The sequence below is a fragment of the Monashia sp. HAY1-11D genome, from assembly GCF_056868035.1.
Genome location: NZ_CP200320.1, coordinates 220,946 through 239,171 on the forward strand (window position 1 = coordinate 220,946; position 18,226 = coordinate 239,171).

Genomic DNA, 18,226 nt, shown 5'->3' on the forward strand with positions numbered 1-18,226 from the left:
CCGGACGGGCGGTCGTGGCGACTAGCGGCGAAGGCGACCCGCGACGACGCCGGCGAGCCCGACGAGCAGGAGCATGCCGCCGAAGGCACCGATGAGCGGCGGCCCGACGAGGCGCAGGCTGAGGTCGGCGTCGGTGAGGTTGGCGACGAGGACGTAGCCGGCGACGATGATCGCGAGCAGGCCGAACATGACGGTGCCGGGCCGCGGGCCGCGGCGGACCGTGACGCCGGGGCCCAGGGGCCCTTCGTAAGCCTGGTCGACCGGCTCGCCCGCCGGCGCCCAGGCCGGCGGTGGCAGCTGGGAGAGGTCCGGCCCGTCGCCGCGGACGGCGTCGTCGGGCACCGGTGCGCTCGGCTCGACCCGGAACGGCGACCCGGAGGCCGCCGCCGGTTCGGCCGGACCGCCCGAGTGGCTCGCCTGCGGCAGGGGTGTCGTCTCGGCCTGCGGCAGGGCGGTCGTGTCGGCCTGCGGCAGGGCGGTCGTGTCGGCCTGCGGCAGGGCGGTGGTGCCGGCCTGCGGCAGGGCGGTCGTGTCGTCCGCCGCCCGCTGCGGCACGGGGCTCGTGGCGTCGGGCCAGCCGAGCCGGCTCGACAGCGTCGGATCCGGGCGGTCGGTGCTCGGGTCGTCGGGGTGCTGCGTGGTCATCGTCGTCTCCAGGTCGTCACGGGTCGCGGGGTGGTCGGGTGCGGGGGTCCTGCCGGACGGGTCGTCCGGGTCGGGGTCGCGGCGGTTCTGCCGGTCGGTCATGACCCGGTCCTGACCCTGATCTCGCCGAGACCGACCTCGGTGTCGACGACAACCTGCGGGGCTCCCGCCGGCCCGTACGTCACCGTCTCGTCGACGCTGACGCCGTTGCGGCTGCGCATCGCCATCGACGGACCCCGGTCGTTGCGGGAGTCGTTGGTGTTGATCGCGACGTCGCCCTCGTTGGAGTCGACCGCGGTGAGCGCGCCGGCTCGCGCCTTGGCGTGGATCTGGACCGCGACACCGGGTGGCACGACGAGGTCGACCTGGCCCATGCCCACGGTCGCCGAGACCGGCACCGGGTTCGTCCGGCCCTCGAGGCGTGCCGGCGTCAGGCCTGTGAGGTCGACGCGCATCTCGCCCATCCCCAGCTGGAAGTCGTGGTCGCCGGTCACCGACACCACGTGCGACTCCTCACCGACCTGCCACGGCTGCGTCAGGCCCTTCGGGGCCGCCGTCGTGAACAGCGCAGCGAGGACGCCGAGGACGGTGAAGAACGCGAGGGCTCCCGCACGGCGTCCGGCGAGCCCGGCCGCGACGATGCCCAGTCCCAGGACCCCGACGCCGGTCGCGATGCCGACGGCGAGCGAGTTGCCCATCCAGCTCGAGCTGCGGGCCAGCTCGGCGACGAGCGCTCCGGCGACCACCGCAGCACCGAGCACGAGCAGCCCCGGCGCGAAACCGATGGTGCGCGTCCGCTGGCGCGGGGCGCGGACCACGGGTGCCGGGCGCAGCGGGGCGGGGACCGGCGCGCCGGCCATGGCGGCACCGGCGTTGGCTGCGGCGTTGCCCGTGGAGGGTCCCGACGTGGGCGCGGCGGTCACCGAGGTCGCCGAGGTCGCGGGCGGGGCACCCGCATCCCCTGTCATCCCGGGGCTCGAGGCGGCCGAACCCGGTCCGGTCCACGGCCAGCCGACGAGCCGGCGGCCCTGGTCCGTGCGGGTGAAGAACCACCAGGCCGCGACGACGAGCAGGACGAAACCGCCGACGCGGACACCGTGCATGTCGCCGCCCCACCACGGGCCGCCGCCGAGCAGCGAGAGCACCGTGACGACGAGCAGGAAGATCGAACCGCCCTCGCCGTGCTTGAGCGCGCGCTCGACGTGGATCTCGCCACGCTCGTCCGGCATGACGAGCCACAGTGCGAGGTACACGGCGACGCCCATGCCGAAGAAGATCGACAGGAGGATGAAGCCGGCGCGCACGACCAGCGGGTCGACGCCCAGCCAGCGGGCCAGGCCCGTCGACACCCCGGCGAACCAGCGGCCGCCGGCGACCCGCGTGATGCCGGGCCGGCGCAACGCCTCGTAGAACCCGTCCAGGCCGTGCCCCTGCGTCGGGGCGCTCTTGCTCTTCGTCATGGCACCAGAGTCCCGGCCCGCCCGTCGCGCAGCCATGAGGGTCGACCCTGAACCGACCCTGACGCGACCCCCAAAGGGCGCCACGGTGGTCGCCCGTACCCCCGCGGGTGGGTCAGGATGGGACGGTGCAGACGGCAGACGAGAGGGGGCACCGGTGACGACCGCCGACGACCCCGCAGACGTGCAGGCGTCCGCCTCTCCGGCGTCCGCCGTCGAGGGCGCCACGTCGACGCCGGCCGTCCCTGCGCCCGCCGCCGTGCCGGTCGCCGTGCCGGTCGCCGTGGCGGTGCCGTCGTGGCGCACCCGTCCCCGGCCACCGCTCGAGCGTCGCCGGCAGGGGCGCGTCGTCGCCGGAGTTGCGGCGGGGCTCGCGGCGCACCTCGGCATCCCGGTGGTGCCCGTGCGGATCGCGCTCGTCGTGACGAGCATCCCCTTCGGCGCCGGCCTGGCGGTCTACGTCTTCCTCTGGGCGACGATGCGCCAGGGGCGCGACGACCTGCCGCCCGTCGCGGTCACCGGCCCGGCCACCGGCCTCGTGCCACCCGCGTCGGCGCCCGCCCCCGCTGCACCGGGCTCCCCCGCAGCACCTGTCGCCGGTCCCACGCCCGCGCCGACGCCACCACCCCCTACCGAGGTCCCCGGCGGCGGGCAGGCCGGCGGTGCGCCTGCCGCGGCGACCGTGGGGTCGACGGCACCGGCGGGCAGCCCGAGCGCGTTCCCGCTCGACCTCGCCTCCCTGCGCACCTGGCTGCGCAGCGGCAACCAGGCCGTGGTCATCGCGGTCCTCGGCGTCGCGGCGCTCGCCGTCGCCGGCGCGCTGTGGCTCGGCAGCGCCGGGTTCGACGTGCACGCCGAGGTCGTCCTGCCCGTGGTCGCCATCGGCATCGGTGCGATCTTCTTCTGGTCCCAGCTCGACGAGACCGACGTCCTGGGCGCGCGGCGACCGGTCCGCTGGATCTGGCTCGTCATCGGCCTGACCCTGACGGTCCTCGGTCTCGTCGCCCTCCTCGCCCGGGGCACCAACCTCGCGGAGCTGTGGCAGGTGGCCGGCGCCGTGCTCGCTGCCCTCGTCGGCGTCGCCGTGCTGTCGGCCCCGTGGGTGCTGCGCCTCTGGAGCAACCTGCGCCTCGAGCAGGCCGCGCGCATCCGGGCGACCGAGCGCGCCGACATCGCCGCCCACCTGCACGACTCCGTGCTCCAGACGCTCGCCCTCATCCAGCGGCAGGCCGGGGACTCCGCCACGGTGGCCCGCCTCGCCCGGGCGCAGGAGCGCCAGCTGCGCAGCTATCTCTACGACGAGGACGCGCGCGCCGGCAGCCTCGGCGCCGCGCTGACCGCTGCCCTCGGCGAGGTCGAGGACCTCCACGGCGTCCCCGTCGAGCTCGTCGTCACCGGCGACCGGCCGATGGACGAGCACCTCGAGGCCCTCGTCAAGGCTGTGCGCGAGGCCGCCTGGAACGCCGTGCGGCACGCCGAGCCCCCGGTCAGCGCCTACGTCGAGGTCGGGCCCGCCGCCGTCGAGGCGTTCGTCCGCGACCACGGCGTCGGGTTCGAGCTCGACGACGTGCCGGACGACCGGGCCGGGGTCCGGGAGTCGATCATCGGGCGCATGGAGCGCCACGGCGGGTCGGCCCGCATCCGGCGCCGGGCCGACGGCACGGAGATCGAGCTGCGCCTGCCGGTCACGACTCCCGCCACGACGCCCGCCACGACGCCCGCCACGACGCCCGTCACGACGCCCGTCACGACGCCCGCCACGACGCCCGTCACGACGCCCGCCCCGGCGTCGGCACCGCCCGCGACCCCCGATCCCGAGCCCAGCCCGAAGACCCAGGAGCAGCACCCATGACGGACCCGACCGACGCGACCGGTGGGCGCACGATCCGCATCGTCATCGTCGACGACCACCACATGTTCCGCACCGGCGTGCGGTCCGAGCTGACGACGCTCGCCGCTCGCGCGCCCTTCCGGCTCGAGATCCTCGGAGAGGCCGGAGCCGTCGAGTCGGCGACCGACGTCATCACCCGCGAGAAGCCCGACGTCGTCCTGCTCGACGTCCACCTGCCCGGCGGCGACGGGCACGGCGGCGCCGACGTCATCCGGGCGTGCGCGGGGGTGCAGGCGGCCCCTGACGTGCCGGTGCGGTTCCTCGCCCTGTCGGTCTCCGACGCCGCCGAGGACGTCATCGCCGTCATCCGTGCCGGCGCCCGGGGCTACGTCACGAAGACGATCAGCGCCGAGGAGCTGCTCACGGCGATCGGGCGGGTGGCCGAGGGTGATGCCGTGTTCAGCCCGCGGCTGGCCGGGTTCGTCCTCGACGCCTTCGGCGCGGCCGCCGGGGAGGTGGCCGAGATCGACGAGGAGCTCGACCGGCTCTCGGCCCGCGAGCGCGAGGTCATGCGGCTCATCGCCCGCGGCTACCAGTACAAGGAGGTCGCGAAGGAGCTGTTCATCTCCGTCAAAACCGTCGAGACGCACGTGTCGTCGGTGCTGCGCAAGCTTCAGCTGTCCTCGCGCCACGAGCTGACCGCCTGGGCCATGGGCCGCCGACTCCTCTGACCGGGCCGACACCCCGCCGTGGTCCTCGGGGTCAGGCCGGGGCGTGGAGGAACCGGCGCAGCGCGGCGATGACGACATCGGGCGCGTCGGTGTGCACCCAGTGCCCCGCCCCCTTGATCGTGAACAGGCGCGTGCGCGGGAACAGCCGCCGCATGTGGGCGCCGTCCTCGCGCCGGACGTAGCGCGACTCGCCGCCCGCGATCCACAGCACCGGCCCCTCGAAGGCCGGCAGCGCGTCGACGTCCTCGGGCCAGCCGGCGATGCGCGACCCGCGCCCGAGGTCGGCGTCGGCCGCGACGAGGTCGAGGTTGACCTGCCAGCGCCACGCGTCCCCGTGCCGGCGCAGGTTCTGCAGGAGGAAGGCCTTGACGCCGGCGTCCGGCTCGTCGAACCGTGCCTCGGCGTCCGCCCGGTTCGCGAGCGTGTCGAGGGGCAGGCCCTGCATCTCTCGGATGTAGCCGGCGAACCGCTCGAGCGAGCCGTAGTCCCTGGGTGCGATGTCGACGACGACGAGCCGCCCGACGAGCTCGGGGTGGCGCAGCGCGAGCACCATCGCGGTCTTGCCGCCGAGGGAGTGACCGACGACGGTCCACGTCTCCCCCGGCGCGACGGAGCGCAGTGTCGCGGCGACGGCGTCGGCGTACCCCTCGAGCGAGAACGCCTCCGACCACGGTGAGCGACCGTGGTCGGGCAGGTCGACGAGGAGGCAACGGGCGTCGGTGCCCTCGGGGCCGGTGACGGCCTTGGCGATCTGGTTCCAGTTGCGGCCCTGACCGAACAGGCCGTGCAGGAAGGCGATCCGCGGCCCGGCGGTGCCGACCGACAGCGTGTTGAGCGGCGCGTGCGCCGAGGCCGTCGAGCTCATGCGCCGAGCCTACGCGCGGGCGAGCGGCGCGCCGGACCCGCCTCGGACCGCGTCGCATCGACCTCTCGCCCCGCCTCACGCGGGGCTGAGGCGGCCGTGAGCCCACCGACGGGACCGGGCCCGCTCGACCTCACCGCGTCACGGCGGCGGCGTGAGAAAGGCGTTACGGCCGCGTCACACGCGTCCGGAGCGCGTGCAACACGGGGTTCCTAGCGTGGCGAGCACGCACCGCAGCGCACCCCCGTCACCTCGTCCGAACCTCCAAGGAGGACGCCCCGTGAGCATCGACAACGCCCCCACCGCGGTGGGGCAGCCGGCTCCCACCCCCGTACCGACCACAGCGCCCGCGCAGACCGCGCCGGACGCGTCCGGGCTGAGCCGCCTGCGTGCGCTCACCACGCCCAAGCGACGCCTCATCACCGGCTGGGACCCGGAGGACACCGTCGCGTGGGAGGCCGGCAACAAGGCCGTCGCGCGGCGCAACCTCGTGTGGTCGGTCCTCACTGAGCACATCGGCTTCTCGGTCTGGTCGATCTGGTCGGTCATGGTCCTGTTCATGCCGCAGGCCGTGTACGGCTTCACCGCGGCCGACAAGTTCTACCTCGTCGCCGTCCCGACGCTCGTCGGCGCGGTCCTGCGGGTGCCCTACACGATGGCGACCGCCCTCTTCGGCGGCCGCAACTGGGCCGTCTTCAGCGGCATCGCGCTCCTCGTCCCTGCCGGGCTCACGTGGTGGCTCATGGCCAACCCCGGGCACTCGCTGACGACCTTCCTCGTCGTCGCAGGCCTCGCCGGCCTCGGCGGCGGCAACTTCGCGTCGTCGATGACGAACATCAACGCCTTCTACCCGCAGCGGATGAAGGGCTGGGCCCTCGGGCTCAACGCCGGCGGCGGCAACATCGGCGTCCCCGCGGTGCAGCTCGTCGGCCTGCTCGTCATCGCCACCCTGGGCAACCGGCGGCCGGAGGTCGTCTGCGCCGTCTACCTGGTGCTGCTCGTGGCCGGGAGCACCGGCGCCGCACTGTTCATGGACAACCTCGACCACCAGACCGCCAACGGGCGTGCGATGCGCGACCTGGCCCGGCACGCCGACTCGTGGCTCATCTCCTTGCTGTACATCGGCACCTTCGGCTCGTTCATCGGGTTCGGCTTCGCCTTCGGCCAGGTGCTCAACGCGACCTTCCTGGCCGGCCTCACCGGCGGCGCAGCCCCGACACCGGCCCAGTCCGCGGCCGCGAGCCTGCACGCCGCGCAGATCGCCTTCGTCGGCCCGCTGCTCGGCTCCCTGAGCCGGGTGTGGGGCGGGCGCCTCGCCGACCGACGCGGCGGGGGCCCGGTGACCTTCGTGACGTTCGTGCTCATGGCCGTGGCGGGTCTGGCGGTGACGCTGGCCGCGCGGGCCGACGACGTGACGCCGGGGGCCGCGACGGCCGTCCAGCTGGCCGGGATCATCGGCGGGTTCATCGCCCTGTTCGTCCTGTCGGGCGTCGGCAACGGCTCGGTGTACAAGATGATCCCGTCGATCTTCGAGCGCAAGTCGCTGGCCCTCGTCGGCAACGCCGTCGAGCGGGCCGCGTGGTCGCGCTCGATGTCGGGCGCGCTCATCGGCATCGCCGGCGCGATCGGTGCGCTCGGTGGAGTGCTCATCAACCTCGGCCTGCGGGCCTCCTACGTCGGGCCGGCCCACTCGGCCACCGCCGCGTTCGTCGTCTTCACCGTCTTCTACGTCGTGGCTGCCGTCGTGACGAAGGTGCGCTACCGCCGATGACGAGCCTCGCGACCCCCACCTCGCGCGTCGGCCACGGGGCCACCGGCCGGGACGCCACAGAGCGCCGGACGGAGACGCACTGCGCCTACTGCGGGCTCCAGTGCGCCATGACCCTCTCGGGGTCATCGGCCGCCGACCTGGCCGTGACGCCGCGGCGCTTCCCGACGAACCGGGGAGGCCTGTGCCAGAAGGGCTGGACGAGCGCCGAGCTGCTGCGGACGCCTGCGCGGCTGACCGCTCCGCTCGTGCGTCGCGGTGGGGAGCTCGTCGAGACGACGTGGGACGCAGCGCTCGACGTCGTCGCCCGCGGCATCGCCGCCACCCAGGCGGCGCACGGCCGTGACGCCGTCGCCCTCTTCGGCGGTGGCGGGCTGACGAACGAGAAGGCCTACCAGCTGGGGCGGTTCGCCCGGGTGGGCCTGGGCACGTCGCAGGTCGACTACAACGGCCGGTGGTGCATGAGCTCGGCCGCGGCCGCGGGCATCCGGTGCTTCGGGCTGGACCGCGGGCTGCCCTTCCCGGTCACCGACATCGGGTCGGCCCACGCCGTCCTGCTGCTCGGCGCCAACCCGGCGGAGACGATGCCGCCCTTCCTGACCCACCTGGTACGGGCGGCCGACCACGGCGGCCTCATGGTCGCCGACCCGCGCCTGACGCCGACGGCCGCCAAGGCGCTCGACGGCGGCGGTCTGCACCTGCAGCTGCGCCCGGGGACCGACGCCGCGCTGGCCCTCGGGATGATCCACCTCGCGGTCACCGAGGGCTACGCGGACCGCGACTACATCGCCTCCCGCACCACGGGCTTCGACGACCTGTGGACGGTGGCGTCCCAGTGGCTGCCCGAACGGACCGAGCGCGTCACCGGCGTCGCGGCGGCGTCGATGCGGGCGGTCGTGCGCACGCTGGCGCGGGCCCGGGACACCGAGCGCGGCGCGTACGTGCTGAGCGCCCGCGGTGGGGAGCAGCACGCGACCGGTACCGACACCGTCACCGCGTTCATCGCCCTCGCCCTCGTCCTCGGGCTGCCGGGCAACCCCGGCACCGGCTTCGGCACGATCACCGGCCAGGGCAACGGCCAGGGTGGGCGTGAGCACGGCCAGAAGGCCGACCAGCTGCCGGGCTACCGCAAGATCGACGACCCCGCCGCGCGAGCCCACGTCGCCGCCGTCTGGGGCGTCGACCCCGACTCGCTTCCGGGGCCGGGCCGCAGCGCCTTCGAGCTGCTCGACGCGCTCGGCTCCACCGACGGCCCGCGCACGCTCCTCGTCCACGGCTCCAACCCCGTCGTGTCGGCCCCGGACGCGGCGCGCGTCACGGAGCGGTTGCGCGGCCTCGACCTGCTCGTCGTGTGCGACTTCGTCCTGTCCGAGACCGCCGCCCTCGCCGACGTCGTCCTGCCGGTGCTCCAGTGGGCGGAGGAGGAGGGCACCCTGACCAACCTCGAGGGACGGATCCTTCGGCGGCGCAAGGCGATCGACCCACCCGAGGGCTGCCGCAGCGAGCTGTGGGTGTGGTCCGAGCTGGCCCGGCGCCTCGGCGCACCGGTGCCGTTCTCGACCGACCCGCGCGAGGTCTTCGAGGAGCTGCGGCGCGCCTCCGCCGGTGGCGTCGCCGACTACTCCGCGGTGACGTGGGAGCGGCTCGACGCCGGCGAGTCCCTCCACTGGCCGTGCCCGACCGAGCGTCCCGAGGGGACACCCCGCCTCTTCCTCGACCGGTTCGCCACCCCGGACGGACGCGCCCGCCTCGTCCCCGTCGCCGCCGGGAGCCCCAGCGAGGCGGACGACGCGGACTACCCGCTCGTCGCGACGACCGGGCGGCTCCTGCAGCACTACCAGTCCGGCGCGCAGACCCGGCTCGTTCCGGAGCTCGCCGCCGCGGCTGGGGACATGTTCGTCCAGGTGCACCCGGACACCGCTGCGACACACGGACTTTCGGACGGTGATGTCGCCGACGTGGTGAGCCGACGTGGTCGGACCCGGGCGACGGTGCGGGTCGACGAGGACATGCGTCCCGACGTCGTCTTCCTGCCGTTCCACTGGGGCGGCACCACGAACGGCGGCGACGCCCGCGCCAACGTCCTGACCAACCCCGCCCTCGACCCCACGAGCCGCATGCCCGAGTTCAAGGCGTGCGCCGTCCGACTGGAGGCCGCCTCGTGACCCCCGTCCCCGAGACCCCCGCCCCGGCCGACACGACGTCCGCGCCCCGGCGTCGCCACGTCCTCGTCGTCGGCAACGGCATGGCCGGCGCCCGCTTCGCCGAGGAGCTGCGGCGCCGGGACCCCGATGTCGCGGTCACCGTCGTCGGCGAGGAGCCGCACGACGCCTACAACCGCGTGCTCCTGTCGACGGTCGTGGCCGGGACCATCGGCCCGCGCGAGACGCGCCTCAAGCCGAACGGCTGGTGGGCGGCGCACGACGTCGTGGTCCGCACCGGCGTCCGGGTGAGCTCGCTCGACCTGGAGGCCCGCACCGCCACCCTCACCCCCGCGCCCCTCGTGTCAACCCGTCCGGACGCCCGGCCCGCCGGCGGTTCGGAGGTGCTTGGGTGGGACGAGCTCGTGCTGGCCACCGGCAGCGACGCCTTCGTGCCGCCCATCAGCGGTGCCGAGGAGGACGCGTCGGTCGTCGCGTTCCGCACCCTCGACGACGCCGAGCGGCTCGTGGCCGCAGCGGGTGCCGCGCACCACGCCGTCGTCGTCGGCGGCGGGCTGCTCGGCCTCGAGGCCGCGCGGGGCCTGCTCGGGCGCGGCGTGCACGTCACGGTCGTCCACCCCGCCGAGCACCCGATGGACCGGCAGCTCGACGCGGACGGCGGCAGCGTCCTCGCCCGGGTCGTCCAGGGCCTCGGGGCACGGCTGGCGCTCGGTCGGCAGGTCACCGAGCGTCGGCCGGCGACGGCCGACCACCCCGCCGCCGTGGTCCTCGACGACGGGACGACGCTGGCCGCCGACCTCGTCGTCGTCGCGGCCGGCGTCCGCCCCCGCGTCGACCTCGCCCTGGCCGCCGGTCTGGAGGTGGGCCGCGGCGTGGTCGTCGACGACCGGCTCCGCGCCTCCCACCCCCACGTCCACGCCATCGGCGAGTGCGCGGAGCACCGCGGCGAGGTGCCCGGGCTCGTGCAGCCCGGCTGGGACCAGGCCCGGGTCCTCGCGGACGTGCTGAGCGGTGCCGACCCCGACGCCACCTACGCAGGCACGAGCGTCGTCACCCGGCTCAAGGCGCCCGACGTCGACCTGACGAGCATGGGACGCGTCGACGTCGGCGTCCACGACGCCGGCCACGAGGTGCTCGCCTTCACCGACCCCGTGCGCGGCCGGTACGCCAAGCTCGTGCTGCGCTCCGACCGGCTCGTCGGGGCGATCCTCCTCGGCGTCGGGGACGCGGCCGGGCCGCTGACCCAGCTGTACGACACCGGGGCCGCCGCGCCCCGGGACCGGTTGGCGCTCATGCTGGGTCGGGCCGTCACCCGCAGCGGAGGGGCCGAGAGCGTCAACCTCGCCGAGATGCCCCGGTCGGCCGTCATCTGCCGCTGCAACACCGTGACGAAGGGTGCCATCGTCGACGCGTTCCGCAGCGGCGCCGACACCTTGCCGGCTCTCGCCGAGACCACCCGCGCCACCACCGGGTGCGGGTCGTGCGCGGGAGCCGTCGACGGCCTGTGCGCGTGGCTGCGCTCTGCCGAACCCGCCCCACCGACCCACACCTCCCCGGCCGCCCCCACCGGCCCCGACAGCGCCGACAGCCCCGGAACCGCACCCGACGCCCTGCCCGAGCCCCTCGAAGAAGGAGCCGCCTGATGTCCACCACGCAGCAGACCCAGCCCACCCGGACGGTGGTCGTCATCGGCCACGGCATGGTCGGCCACCGCTTCGTCGAGGCGCTCCGCTCTCGCGACTCCGAGGGCACGTGGCGCGTCGTCGTCCTGTCCGAGGAGGCCGAGGCGGCCTACGACCGCGTCGGCCTGTCCGCCTACGTCGGCGCCTGGGACCGCAGCGCGCTGGCGCTCACGGGCAATGGCTACCCCGGTGACGCCCTCGTCGACCTACGCCTCGGCACCCGCGCCGAGCAGGTGGACCGCGTCGCCCGCACGGTGACGACCAGCACCGGTGACACGATCGGCTACGACGCGCTCGTCGTCGCCACCGGCTCCTACCCCTTCGTGCCGCCGGTGCCCGGCCACGACGCCGACGGCTGCTTCGTCTACCGCACCCTCGACGACCTCGACGGCATCCGGTCCCGGGCCGAGGCCGCCCTCGAGCGGGCCCACGCCGAGGGACGTGAGGCCAACGGCCTCGTCGTCGGCGGTGGCCTCCTCGGCCTGGAGGCCGCCAACGCGCTGCGCCTGCTCGGCCTGACCCCGCACGTCGTCGAGTTCGCGCCGCGCCTCATGCCGCTGCAGGTCGACGAGGGTGGCGGCGCCGTGCTCGCCGGCCTCGTCAGCCGGCTCGGCGTCCACGTGCACACCGGTGCCGGCACGAGCGCGATCGAGGCCCAGGACGACGGCCGCCTCGCCGTCGAGCTGTCCGACGGCACAGCGCTGCTCACCGACCTCGTCGTCTTCTCCGCCGGAGTCCGACCGGCCGACGCGATCGGTCGAGCGGCCGGGCTCGAGATCGGTGAGCGCGGCGGCGTCGTCACCGACGCGGCGTGCCGCACGAACGACGAGAACGTCTGGGCCATCGGCGAGGTCGCGGCCCTCGAGGGGCGCTGCTACGGGCTGGTCGCTCCCGGCTACGCCATGGCCGAGGTCGTCGCCGACCGTCTCCTCGGCGGCGAGGCCACCTTCCCCGGCGCCGACCTGTCGACCAAGCTCAAGCTGCTCGGCGTCGACGTCGCCTCCTTCGGTGACGCCATGGGGGCGACCCCAGGCGCCCTCGAGATCGTCCACACCGACGCCACCAAGGGCACCTACGCCAAGGTCGTGGTCTCCGACGACGCCCGGACCCTGCTGGGCGGCATCCTCGTCGGTGACGCCACCGCCTACACGACGCTCAAGGCGTACGTCGGCCGTGAGGTGCCGGGCGACCCGGCCGCCCTCATCTCCCCCGCCGGGGCCGAGCTCGGGCCGACGCGCTGCCGGACGACGCCGTCATCTGCTCGTGCAACAACGTGACGAAGGGCGCGATCTGCGGGGCCATCGCCGAGGGTGCGTGCGACCTCGCCGCCGTCAAGGGCTGCACCAACGCCGGGACGACGTGTGGTGGCTGCCTGCCCACCGTCAAGAAGCTGCTCGTCGACTCCGGCGTCGAGCTGTCGACGGCGCTGTGCGAGCACTTCGACCAGAGCCGCGCCGAGCTCTTCGAGATCGTCTCGGCCACCGGCATCCGCACCTTCTCGGGGCTCGTCGCGCGGTACGGCCGCGGCACCGGCTGCGAGATCTGCAAGCCGACCGTCGCCTCGATCCTCGCCTCGACGAGCAGCGACCACATCCTCGACGGCGAGCAGGCGGCGCTGCAGGACAGCAACGACCACTTCCTGGCCAACATCCAGAAGAACGGCACGTACTCCGTCGTGCCGCGTATGCCGGGCGGGGAGGTGACCGCCGAGCAGCTCATCGAGATCGGCTCCATCGCCAAGGACTTCGACCTGTACGTCAAGCTGACCGGCGGCCAGCGCATCGACCTCTTCGGCGCCCGCGTCGAGCAGCTGCCGCTCATCTGGCGCCGGCTCGTCGACGCCGGCATGGAGTCCGGGCACGCCTACGGCAAGTCGCTGCGCACGGTGAAGTCGTGCGTCGGCTCGACGTGGTGCCGGTACGGCGTGCAGGACTCGGTCGGCATGGCGGTCGAGCTGGAGCTGCGCTACCGGGGACTGCGATCGCCGCACAAGCTCAAGCTCGGGGTGTCCGGCTGCGCGCGGGAGTGTGCGGAGGCACGGGGCAAGGACGTCGGCGTCATCGCCACCGACAAGGGCTGGAACCTCTACGTGTGCGGCAACGGGGGCCAGACCCCCAAGCACGCCCAGCTGCTCGCCAGCGACCTCGACGCCGAGACGCTCGTGCGGTACATCGACCGGTTCCTCATGTTCTACGTCCGCACGGCCGACCGGCTGCAGCGCACGGCGCCGTGGCTCGAGGCACTCGACGGCGGCCTGGACCACCTGAGGGCGGTCGTCTGCGACGACGCGCTGGGCGTCGCCGCCGACCTCGAGGCGGCCATGACCCGGCACGTCGAGGGCTACCGCGACGAGTGGGCCGCCGTGCTCCAGGACCCCGACAAGCTCGCCCGCTTCGTCTCCTTCGTCAACGCGCCCGAGGAGGCCGACGCCACGATCGCCTTCGACGACAGCGGCGTCCGCAAGGTGCCGGTCACGCTCGGCCTGCCGAGCCTGCGTCGCGCCGACTGAGTCCTGGCTCGCCACCCTCGCACCGCCCACTCCCGGAGAGGAACCCACGATGACCACCCTGGCCACCGCCGCCCCCCACACTGACCCGAACCCCGACGCCGCGCCCGCCGGTGCCGCCGCTGCCGCCGCTGCCGGTGCCGCCCAGGTGGGCACGGCTGTCGACCCGTCAGCCACCGGCCGACGCATCGTCGTGCGTCCCGGCGTCCTGCCGCGACCCGGCGTGCCCGCGTGGGTCCGGGCCTGCCGGGTCGACACGCTCGTCCCGGGGCGCGGGGTCGCCGTCCTGCTGCCGGGCGGCGAGCAGGCCGCGCTCTTCCTCCTGGGCACCGGCATGGTCTACGCCGTCGGCAACCTCGACCCTTACGCGGGCGCGGCGGTCATGTCGCGCGGGCTGACGGGCGACCGCGCGGGCGAGCCGACGGTCGCCTCACCCCTGCTCAAGCAGGTCTTCTCCCTGCGGACGGGCGAGGCGCTCGACGACCCGGGCACGCGCCTGCCGACGTACGCGGTCCGCATCGCCCACGGCGTCGTCCTCCTCGGCGTCCCCACCTGACGCGGCACCCACCGCGGTTCGGGGCACCCACCGCGGTTCGGGGCAGGCGCGGGTCGGGCCCGCGCGGTCCGTGCCCCGAACCGCAGTCGCTCGAAGCGGCCGGTCAGCCGGTCAGCGGACCGGGGCCGGCAGGGCCGAGCGGACGGCGTCCTCGAGGGAGGTCGCCGGGCGGCCGACGAGGCGCTCCAGGTCACCGGAGTCGGTGAAGAGCGCCCCCTCGGCGATCCCGCGGTCGCTGTCGGCGAGCACCTGCGCGTACCCCTCGGGCAGCCCCGCCGCGACGAGCGCGGCCGCGTACTCCTCGACCGGGAGGTCGCGGTAGACGACGTCGGCGCCGCTGACGCGGGCCACGGTCGCGGCGAGGTCGGCCATGGTGAACGGCGCCCCACCCAGCTCGTAGGTCTTCCCCGCGTGCCCGTCCTCGGCCAGCACCGCCGCTGCGGCCTCGGCGTAGTCGGCCCTGGTCGCGGCGCTGACCCGTCCCTGGCCGGCGGCCCCGAGAACGGCCCCGTGCTCGAGGTAGGTCGGCAGCTGCGCGGTGTAGTTCTCGAGGTACCACGAGTTGCGGAGGAGCACGGTGGTCAGCCCGGACGCCTCGAGCATCTCCTCCGTGGCGCGGTGCTCGGCCGCCAGGGCGATGTCGGACGTGGCGGCGCGGGTGATGCTCGTGTAGGCGACGAGGCCGACGCCGGCACGGGCGGCCGCGTCGACGACGTTGCGGTGCTGCGGGATCCGAGCGCCCACCTGGCTGCCCGAGACGAACAGGAGCCGCTCGACACCGGCGAAGGCGGCGTCGAGGGAGGCGGGGTCGTCGTAGTCGGCCCGCCGGACGTCCACGCCGAGGTCGGCGAGGTCGGCGAGGGCCTCGGGCCGGCGTGCCGTGGCGACGACGTCGGAGGGCGCGACGCCGCGGCGCAGCAGCGCGTCGACGACGAGACGGCCGAGGTGGCCGCTGGCGGCGGTGACGAGGATGGTCATGGGAGGTCCTTTCGGGCTGGAAGGCGCCGCAGGCGCCGGGACGTCCGGGTCAACCAGCCGCCGCCACCGGTACTTCCCAGAAGTTAGTACCCACTTTGAAGTAAGGTACTGACATGAGAGTGAGTCAGACGCTGCACCACCACTTCCCCGACGGTGTCTTCGCCTCGGACTGCCCCTCCCGCGTCGTCCTCGACCACGTCACGAGCAAGTGGGGGACGCTCGTGCTGCTCGCCCTGGCCGAGGGCGAGCCACTGCGCTGGAGCGAGCTGCGCCGGCGCGCCGAGGGGGTCAGCGAGAAGATGCTCGCCCAGACCCTGCGCACGCTGGAGACCGACGGCCTCGTCCACCGCGACGCCCGCCCCGTCGTGCCGCCGCACGTCGAGTACTCGCTCACCGACGAGGGCCAGGACCTGGCCTCCCGGCTCGTGCCGCTCATGGACTGGATCGCCGACCACGCCGCCGACATCGTCGCCCGGTCGACGCGCGCCGACGCCTCCGCCTGACCGACGCGTCGCGCGCCTGCCGGTCCGCAGGCGTCGCCCTCACCCAGCCGCCGCCTCACACAGGCGCGCCCTCACCCTCGCGCCGACCACCCACCCCAGGGACGGGCCGAGCGACCGGATCCGGACTGCGAAACGGGCCTGACCGGCACGTTCGGCCGGGTCGGTCCGGCCACTCGGCCCGGGGCGAGGCACGGCGTGGGCCCACGCCCGGGCATCAGACGTTGAGGCGGTAGCCGCGGCGCACGACGGTCTGCACGAGGTCCCGGTCCGGCAGCGCGGCGCGCAGCCGGCTGACGGCCATGTCGAGCGCATGCTCGTTCTCGGCGTCGGGCAGCTCGTCGAGGAGGCGTTCGCGGGTGCACACCGCTCCCGGGTCGGCCATCAGCGCGGCGAGCATGGCGCGGGGCCCACGCGGGAGCGTCACCGTCTCACCACCGAACGTCACCGTGCGGCCGTGCACGACGAGCGGACCGAGGGCGGTCTGCACCTGCGCGATGCCGTTGACGGTGAGATGCTCGACGACGGTGCGGATGAGCGCCCCCATCCGGAACCGTTCCGGCACGATCGGCGTGATTCCGAGGTCGTGCAGCGGCGCGGCCGTCACCGGACCGACCGCAGCGGCCGTGACGCCGCAGCGCATCGCATCGACGAGGACGCCGTCCATGCCGAGCTGGGCTGCGGCAGAGACGAGCCCGTCGACGGCCGGCGCCGACGTGAACGTCACCACGTCGACCTCCCGGGCGGCGACGGCCTGGATGAGGCGGCCGAGGCGGCTCTCGTCCGTGGGCCGCACCCAGCGGTACGGCGCGACCGTCAGCACCACCGCCCCGGCGGCACGCAGCCGCTCGAGCTGCTCGACGTCCTCGTGGCCGTGCAGCTGGACCGCCACGCGTCGGCCGTCGACGCCGGCCGCCAGCGCGAGCGTCACGGTCGAGGCGGTGCGCTCGTCCTCGGCGATGCCATCGTCGACGTGGCCCGCAGCCCGGACCGCCCCGCGCGCCTTGGGGCCGCGCACGATGATGCGTGCCGCGTCGAGCACGTCGGCGAGGTCCTCCCCCAGGCCGGCCGCGTCGGCGCCCTCGATCCAGCGGCGGAAGCCGTAGGCCGTCGTGACGATGACGACGTCGGGTCGGTTCTCGATGACGGCTCGGGTGTCGGCGACGAGGACCTCGTCCTCGTCGATCGGTGCGATGCGGACCGCGGGAGCGTGCAGCACGTCGGCGCCGCGCCGGCGGAACGCGTCGACGAGGTCCTCGGAGCGCCGGTCCGAGGTCACCGCGATCCGGAACCCCTCGAGGACCGGACCGGTCGGCTCGGGCGGGCCGGCGTCGGGGTCCGGCCCGGTCAGCTGTTCGGACCACGGGGTGGCCGGATGGGTGCGTGGGGGCGGCGTGCTCACGCTGGTGCCCCCGCGGGGACGGGGACGGACTCGGGCGACGTGGCCCCGGCGTCCCCCGGGTGGTGGACGCGCCGGGCCCACACGTGAGCCTGCCCGACGACGTCGCCGATGACGACCACTGCGGGAGAGGCGATCCCGAGCCTCGCGGCGCGTTCGGCCAGCGTCGCCAGCGTGGCGACGACGCTGCGCTGGCTCGACGTCAGACCACGTTCCACGACGGCCGCGGGCATGTCCGGGTCGAGCCCGGCCCGGCGCAGCGCGTCCGTGATCGGCACGAGGTTGTGCACGCCCATGAGCACGACGATCGACCCTCCGACGGCGACCAGACCGCGGGCCCGCGTCTCGTCGAGCGGCACGTGGCCCGACAGCACGGTGACGACGTGGCTGACCCCCCGATGCGTGACGGGGATGCCGGCAGCTCCCGGCACGCCGATGGCCGAGGTGACGCCGGGCACGACCGAGACCGGCACGCGGGCCGCGACGCAGGCCGCGACCTCCTCGCCGCCGCGGCCGAAGACGTAGGGATCCCCGCCCTTGAGCCGCACGACGGTGAGCCCGGCGCGGGCGCGGTCCACGAGCATCCGCTCGATCTCGTCCTGGGGCACCGCGTGGTGGCCGGGGCGCTTGCCGACGTCGACCACCTCGGCCCCGGGCGCCAGGGCGGACAGGTCACCGACCTCGGCGAGGCGGTCGGCGAGGACGACGTCGGCATCGGCGAGCGCCCGCACGGCCGCCACGGTCAGCAGCTCGACGCCTCCCGGGCCGGCTCCCACGAGGACGACCCGCCCGACGTCGGGGCTGGTGGCGGGCTCGTCGACGACGAGGCACTGGGAACGGAGCACCGCCCGGGCGCGGTCCCAGCCCGATGCCGGTCCGACGAGGACGCCGAGCTGCGCGCCGCGGCAGACCTCCGGGGTCACGGCGTCGGCGTCGGAGAGGACGACGACCTCGGCCCCGGCGCGCGAGAGCCGGCGGGCGGCCGCGGCGGTGAGCCCGTCCGGTCCGGCGACCACCACGCGCGCCGCGGTGAGGTCGGTGTCGATGAGCACGCGCGTCTCCCCTCGCCGTCGGTCTGCGCAAGGTCAACCGTAGGAACGACGTGTTTCGTCGGCGTTTCGGCCGTGCGACACCGCGGTAAGACACCCC

At 74.8% G+C, this 18,226-nt stretch carries 15 protein-coding genes; 9 read left to right on the forward strand and 6 right to left on the reverse strand.

Annotated elements, in window-relative coordinates; translation table 11 throughout:
* Window positions 1-21: 21 nt before the first annotated feature.
* Together AC1VM9_RS00960 and AC1VM9_RS00965 are read right to left on the reverse strand one after the other, a co-directional pair.
* The gene (locus tag AC1VM9_RS00960; protein WP_483120639.1) at window positions 22-747 is read right to left on the reverse strand and encodes a hypothetical protein; all 726 of its coding nucleotides are present in this window, start codon (window positions 745-747) and stop codon (window positions 22-24) included.
* Window positions 744-2,105 carry a PspC domain-containing protein gene (locus AC1VM9_RS00965; protein WP_483120641.1) on the reverse strand — a complete coding sequence of 454 codons (1,362 nt, stop codon included), beginning with the start codon at window positions 2,103-2,105 and terminating at the stop codon, window positions 744-746. Before AC1VM9_RS00965 ends, AC1VM9_RS00960 begins: the two co-directional genes overlap by 4 nt.
* A 154-nt stretch (window positions 2,106-2,259) precedes the next feature.
* Here AC1VM9_RS00965 and AC1VM9_RS00970 point away from each other — a divergent pair, with 154 nt between their 5' ends.
* Together AC1VM9_RS00970 and AC1VM9_RS00975 are read left to right on the forward strand one after the other, a co-directional pair.
* Window positions 2,260-3,954, forward strand: coding sequence for a PspC domain-containing protein (locus tag AC1VM9_RS00970; protein ID WP_483120643.1), 1,695 nt, complete (start codon window positions 2,260-2,262; stop codon window positions 3,952-3,954).
* Window positions 3,951-4,664 carry a LuxR C-terminal-related transcriptional regulator gene (locus tag AC1VM9_RS00975; protein WP_481342510.1) on the forward strand — a complete coding sequence of 238 codons (714 nt, stop codon included), beginning with the start codon at window positions 3,951-3,953 and terminating at the stop codon, window positions 4,662-4,664. The genes AC1VM9_RS00970 and AC1VM9_RS00975 overlap by 4 nt, the downstream gene beginning before the upstream one ends.
* A gap of 31 nt (window positions 4,665-4,695) precedes the next feature.
* Here AC1VM9_RS00975 and AC1VM9_RS00980 read toward each other — a convergent pair whose 3' ends face one another.
* On the reverse strand, window positions 4,696-5,529 hold the full coding sequence (locus AC1VM9_RS00980; RefSeq protein WP_483120644.1) for an alpha/beta fold hydrolase: 834 nt from the start codon (window positions 5,527-5,529) through the stop codon (window positions 4,696-4,698).
* Window positions 5,530-5,806: 277 nt separating this feature from the next.
* On the opposite strand from AC1VM9_RS00980, the gene AC1VM9_RS00985 reads away from it, so the two are divergent.
* The 6 genes from AC1VM9_RS00985 to nirD are packed head-to-tail and all read left to right on the forward strand — an operon-like array spanning window position 5,807 to window position 14,200.
* Window positions 5,807-7,297: an MFS transporter gene (locus AC1VM9_RS00985; RefSeq protein ID WP_483120646.1), complete on the forward strand. Its 1,491-nt coding sequence runs from the start codon at window positions 5,807-5,809 to the stop codon at window positions 7,295-7,297.
* Window positions 7,294-9,459, forward strand: coding sequence for a molybdopterin oxidoreductase family protein (locus AC1VM9_RS00990; protein ID WP_483120648.1), 2,166 nt, complete (start codon window positions 7,294-7,296; stop codon window positions 9,457-9,459). Before AC1VM9_RS00985 ends, AC1VM9_RS00990 begins: the two co-directional genes overlap by 4 nt.
* Window positions 9,456-11,099 carry an FAD-dependent oxidoreductase gene (locus AC1VM9_RS00995; protein ID WP_483120649.1) on the forward strand — a complete coding sequence of 548 codons (1,644 nt, stop codon included), beginning with the start codon at window positions 9,456-9,458 and terminating at the stop codon, window positions 11,097-11,099. Before AC1VM9_RS00990 ends, AC1VM9_RS00995 begins: the two co-directional genes overlap by 4 nt.
* Complete coding sequence (locus AC1VM9_RS01000; protein ID WP_483120651.1) at window positions 11,099-12,415, forward strand: FAD-dependent oxidoreductase; 1,317 nt, start codon at window positions 11,099-11,101, stop codon at window positions 12,413-12,415. The genes AC1VM9_RS00995 and AC1VM9_RS01000 overlap by 1 nt, the downstream gene beginning before the upstream one ends.
* Window positions 12,412-13,647, forward strand: coding sequence for a (2Fe-2S)-binding protein (locus tag AC1VM9_RS01005; protein ID WP_483120652.1), 1,236 nt, complete (start codon window positions 12,412-12,414; stop codon window positions 13,645-13,647). The genes AC1VM9_RS01000 and AC1VM9_RS01005 overlap by 4 nt, the downstream gene beginning before the upstream one ends.
* Window positions 13,648-13,696: 49 nt before the next feature.
* On the forward strand, window positions 13,697-14,200 hold the full coding sequence (gene nirD / locus AC1VM9_RS01010; RefSeq protein WP_483120654.1) for a nitrite reductase small subunit NirD: 504 nt from the start codon (window positions 13,697-13,699) through the stop codon (window positions 14,198-14,200).
* Between the two features lie 111 nt (window positions 14,201-14,311).
* On the opposite strand, the gene AC1VM9_RS01015 is transcribed toward nirD, so the two are convergent.
* Window positions 14,312-15,178 carry an SDR family oxidoreductase gene (locus tag AC1VM9_RS01015; RefSeq protein ID WP_483120656.1) on the reverse strand — a complete coding sequence of 289 codons (867 nt, stop codon included), beginning with the start codon at window positions 15,176-15,178 and terminating at the stop codon, window positions 14,312-14,314.
* A 113-nt stretch (window positions 15,179-15,291) separates the two neighbouring features.
* On the opposite strand from AC1VM9_RS01015, the gene AC1VM9_RS01020 reads away from it, so the two are divergent.
* Window positions 15,292-15,681, forward strand: coding sequence for a winged helix-turn-helix transcriptional regulator (locus tag AC1VM9_RS01020; RefSeq protein ID WP_481342231.1), 390 nt, complete (start codon window positions 15,292-15,294; stop codon window positions 15,679-15,681).
* A 214-nt stretch (window positions 15,682-15,895) separates the two neighbouring features.
* On the opposite strand, the gene AC1VM9_RS01025 is transcribed toward AC1VM9_RS01020, so the two are convergent.
* Together AC1VM9_RS01025 and cobA are read right to left on the reverse strand one after the other, a co-directional pair.
* Window positions 15,896-17,080 (reverse strand): uroporphyrinogen-III synthase, encoded by a 1,185-nt coding sequence (locus tag AC1VM9_RS01025; protein WP_483120659.1) that lies wholly within the window; start codon window positions 17,078-17,080, stop codon window positions 15,896-15,898.
* The gene (gene cobA / locus AC1VM9_RS01030) at window positions 17,077-18,129 is read right to left on the reverse strand and encodes a uroporphyrinogen-III C-methyltransferase (RefSeq protein WP_483120661.1); all 1,053 of its coding nucleotides are present in this window, start codon (window positions 18,127-18,129) and stop codon (window positions 17,077-17,079) included. The genes AC1VM9_RS01025 and cobA overlap by 4 nt, the downstream gene beginning before the upstream one ends.
* Window positions 18,130-18,226 lie beyond the last annotated feature (97 nt).

Bases quoted from the DNA above. Each gene is read 5' to 3' on its own strand.
- AC1VM9_RS00960 (WP_483120639.1), bottom strand. From the start codon at position 747: ATGACCGACCGGCAGAACCGCCGCGACCCCGACCCGGACGACCCGTCC.
- AC1VM9_RS00965 (WP_483120641.1), bottom strand. From the start codon at position 2,105: ATGACGAAGAGCAAGAGCGCCCCGACGCAGGGGCACGGCCTGGACGGG.
- AC1VM9_RS00975 (WP_481342510.1), top strand. From the start codon at position 3,951: ATGACGGACCCGACCGACGCGACCGGTGGGCGCACGATCCGCATCGTC.
- AC1VM9_RS00980 (WP_483120644.1), bottom strand. From the start codon at position 5,529: ATGAGCTCGACGGCCTCGGCGCACGCGCCGCTCAACACGCTGTCGGTC.
- AC1VM9_RS00990 (WP_483120648.1), top strand. From the start codon at position 7,294: ATGACGAGCCTCGCGACCCCCACCTCGCGCGTCGGCCACGGGGCCACC.
- AC1VM9_RS01000 (WP_483120651.1), top strand. From the start codon at position 11,099: ATGTCCACCACGCAGCAGACCCAGCCCACCCGGACGGTGGTCGTCATC.
- nirD (WP_483120654.1), top strand. From the start codon at position 13,697: ATGACCACCCTGGCCACCGCCGCCCCCCACACTGACCCGAACCCCGAC.
- AC1VM9_RS01015 (WP_483120656.1), bottom strand. From the start codon at position 15,178: ATGACCATCCTCGTCACCGCCGCCAGCGGCCACCTCGGCCGTCTCGTC.
- AC1VM9_RS01020 (WP_481342231.1), top strand. From the start codon at position 15,292: ATGAGAGTGAGTCAGACGCTGCACCACCACTTCCCCGACGGTGTCTTC.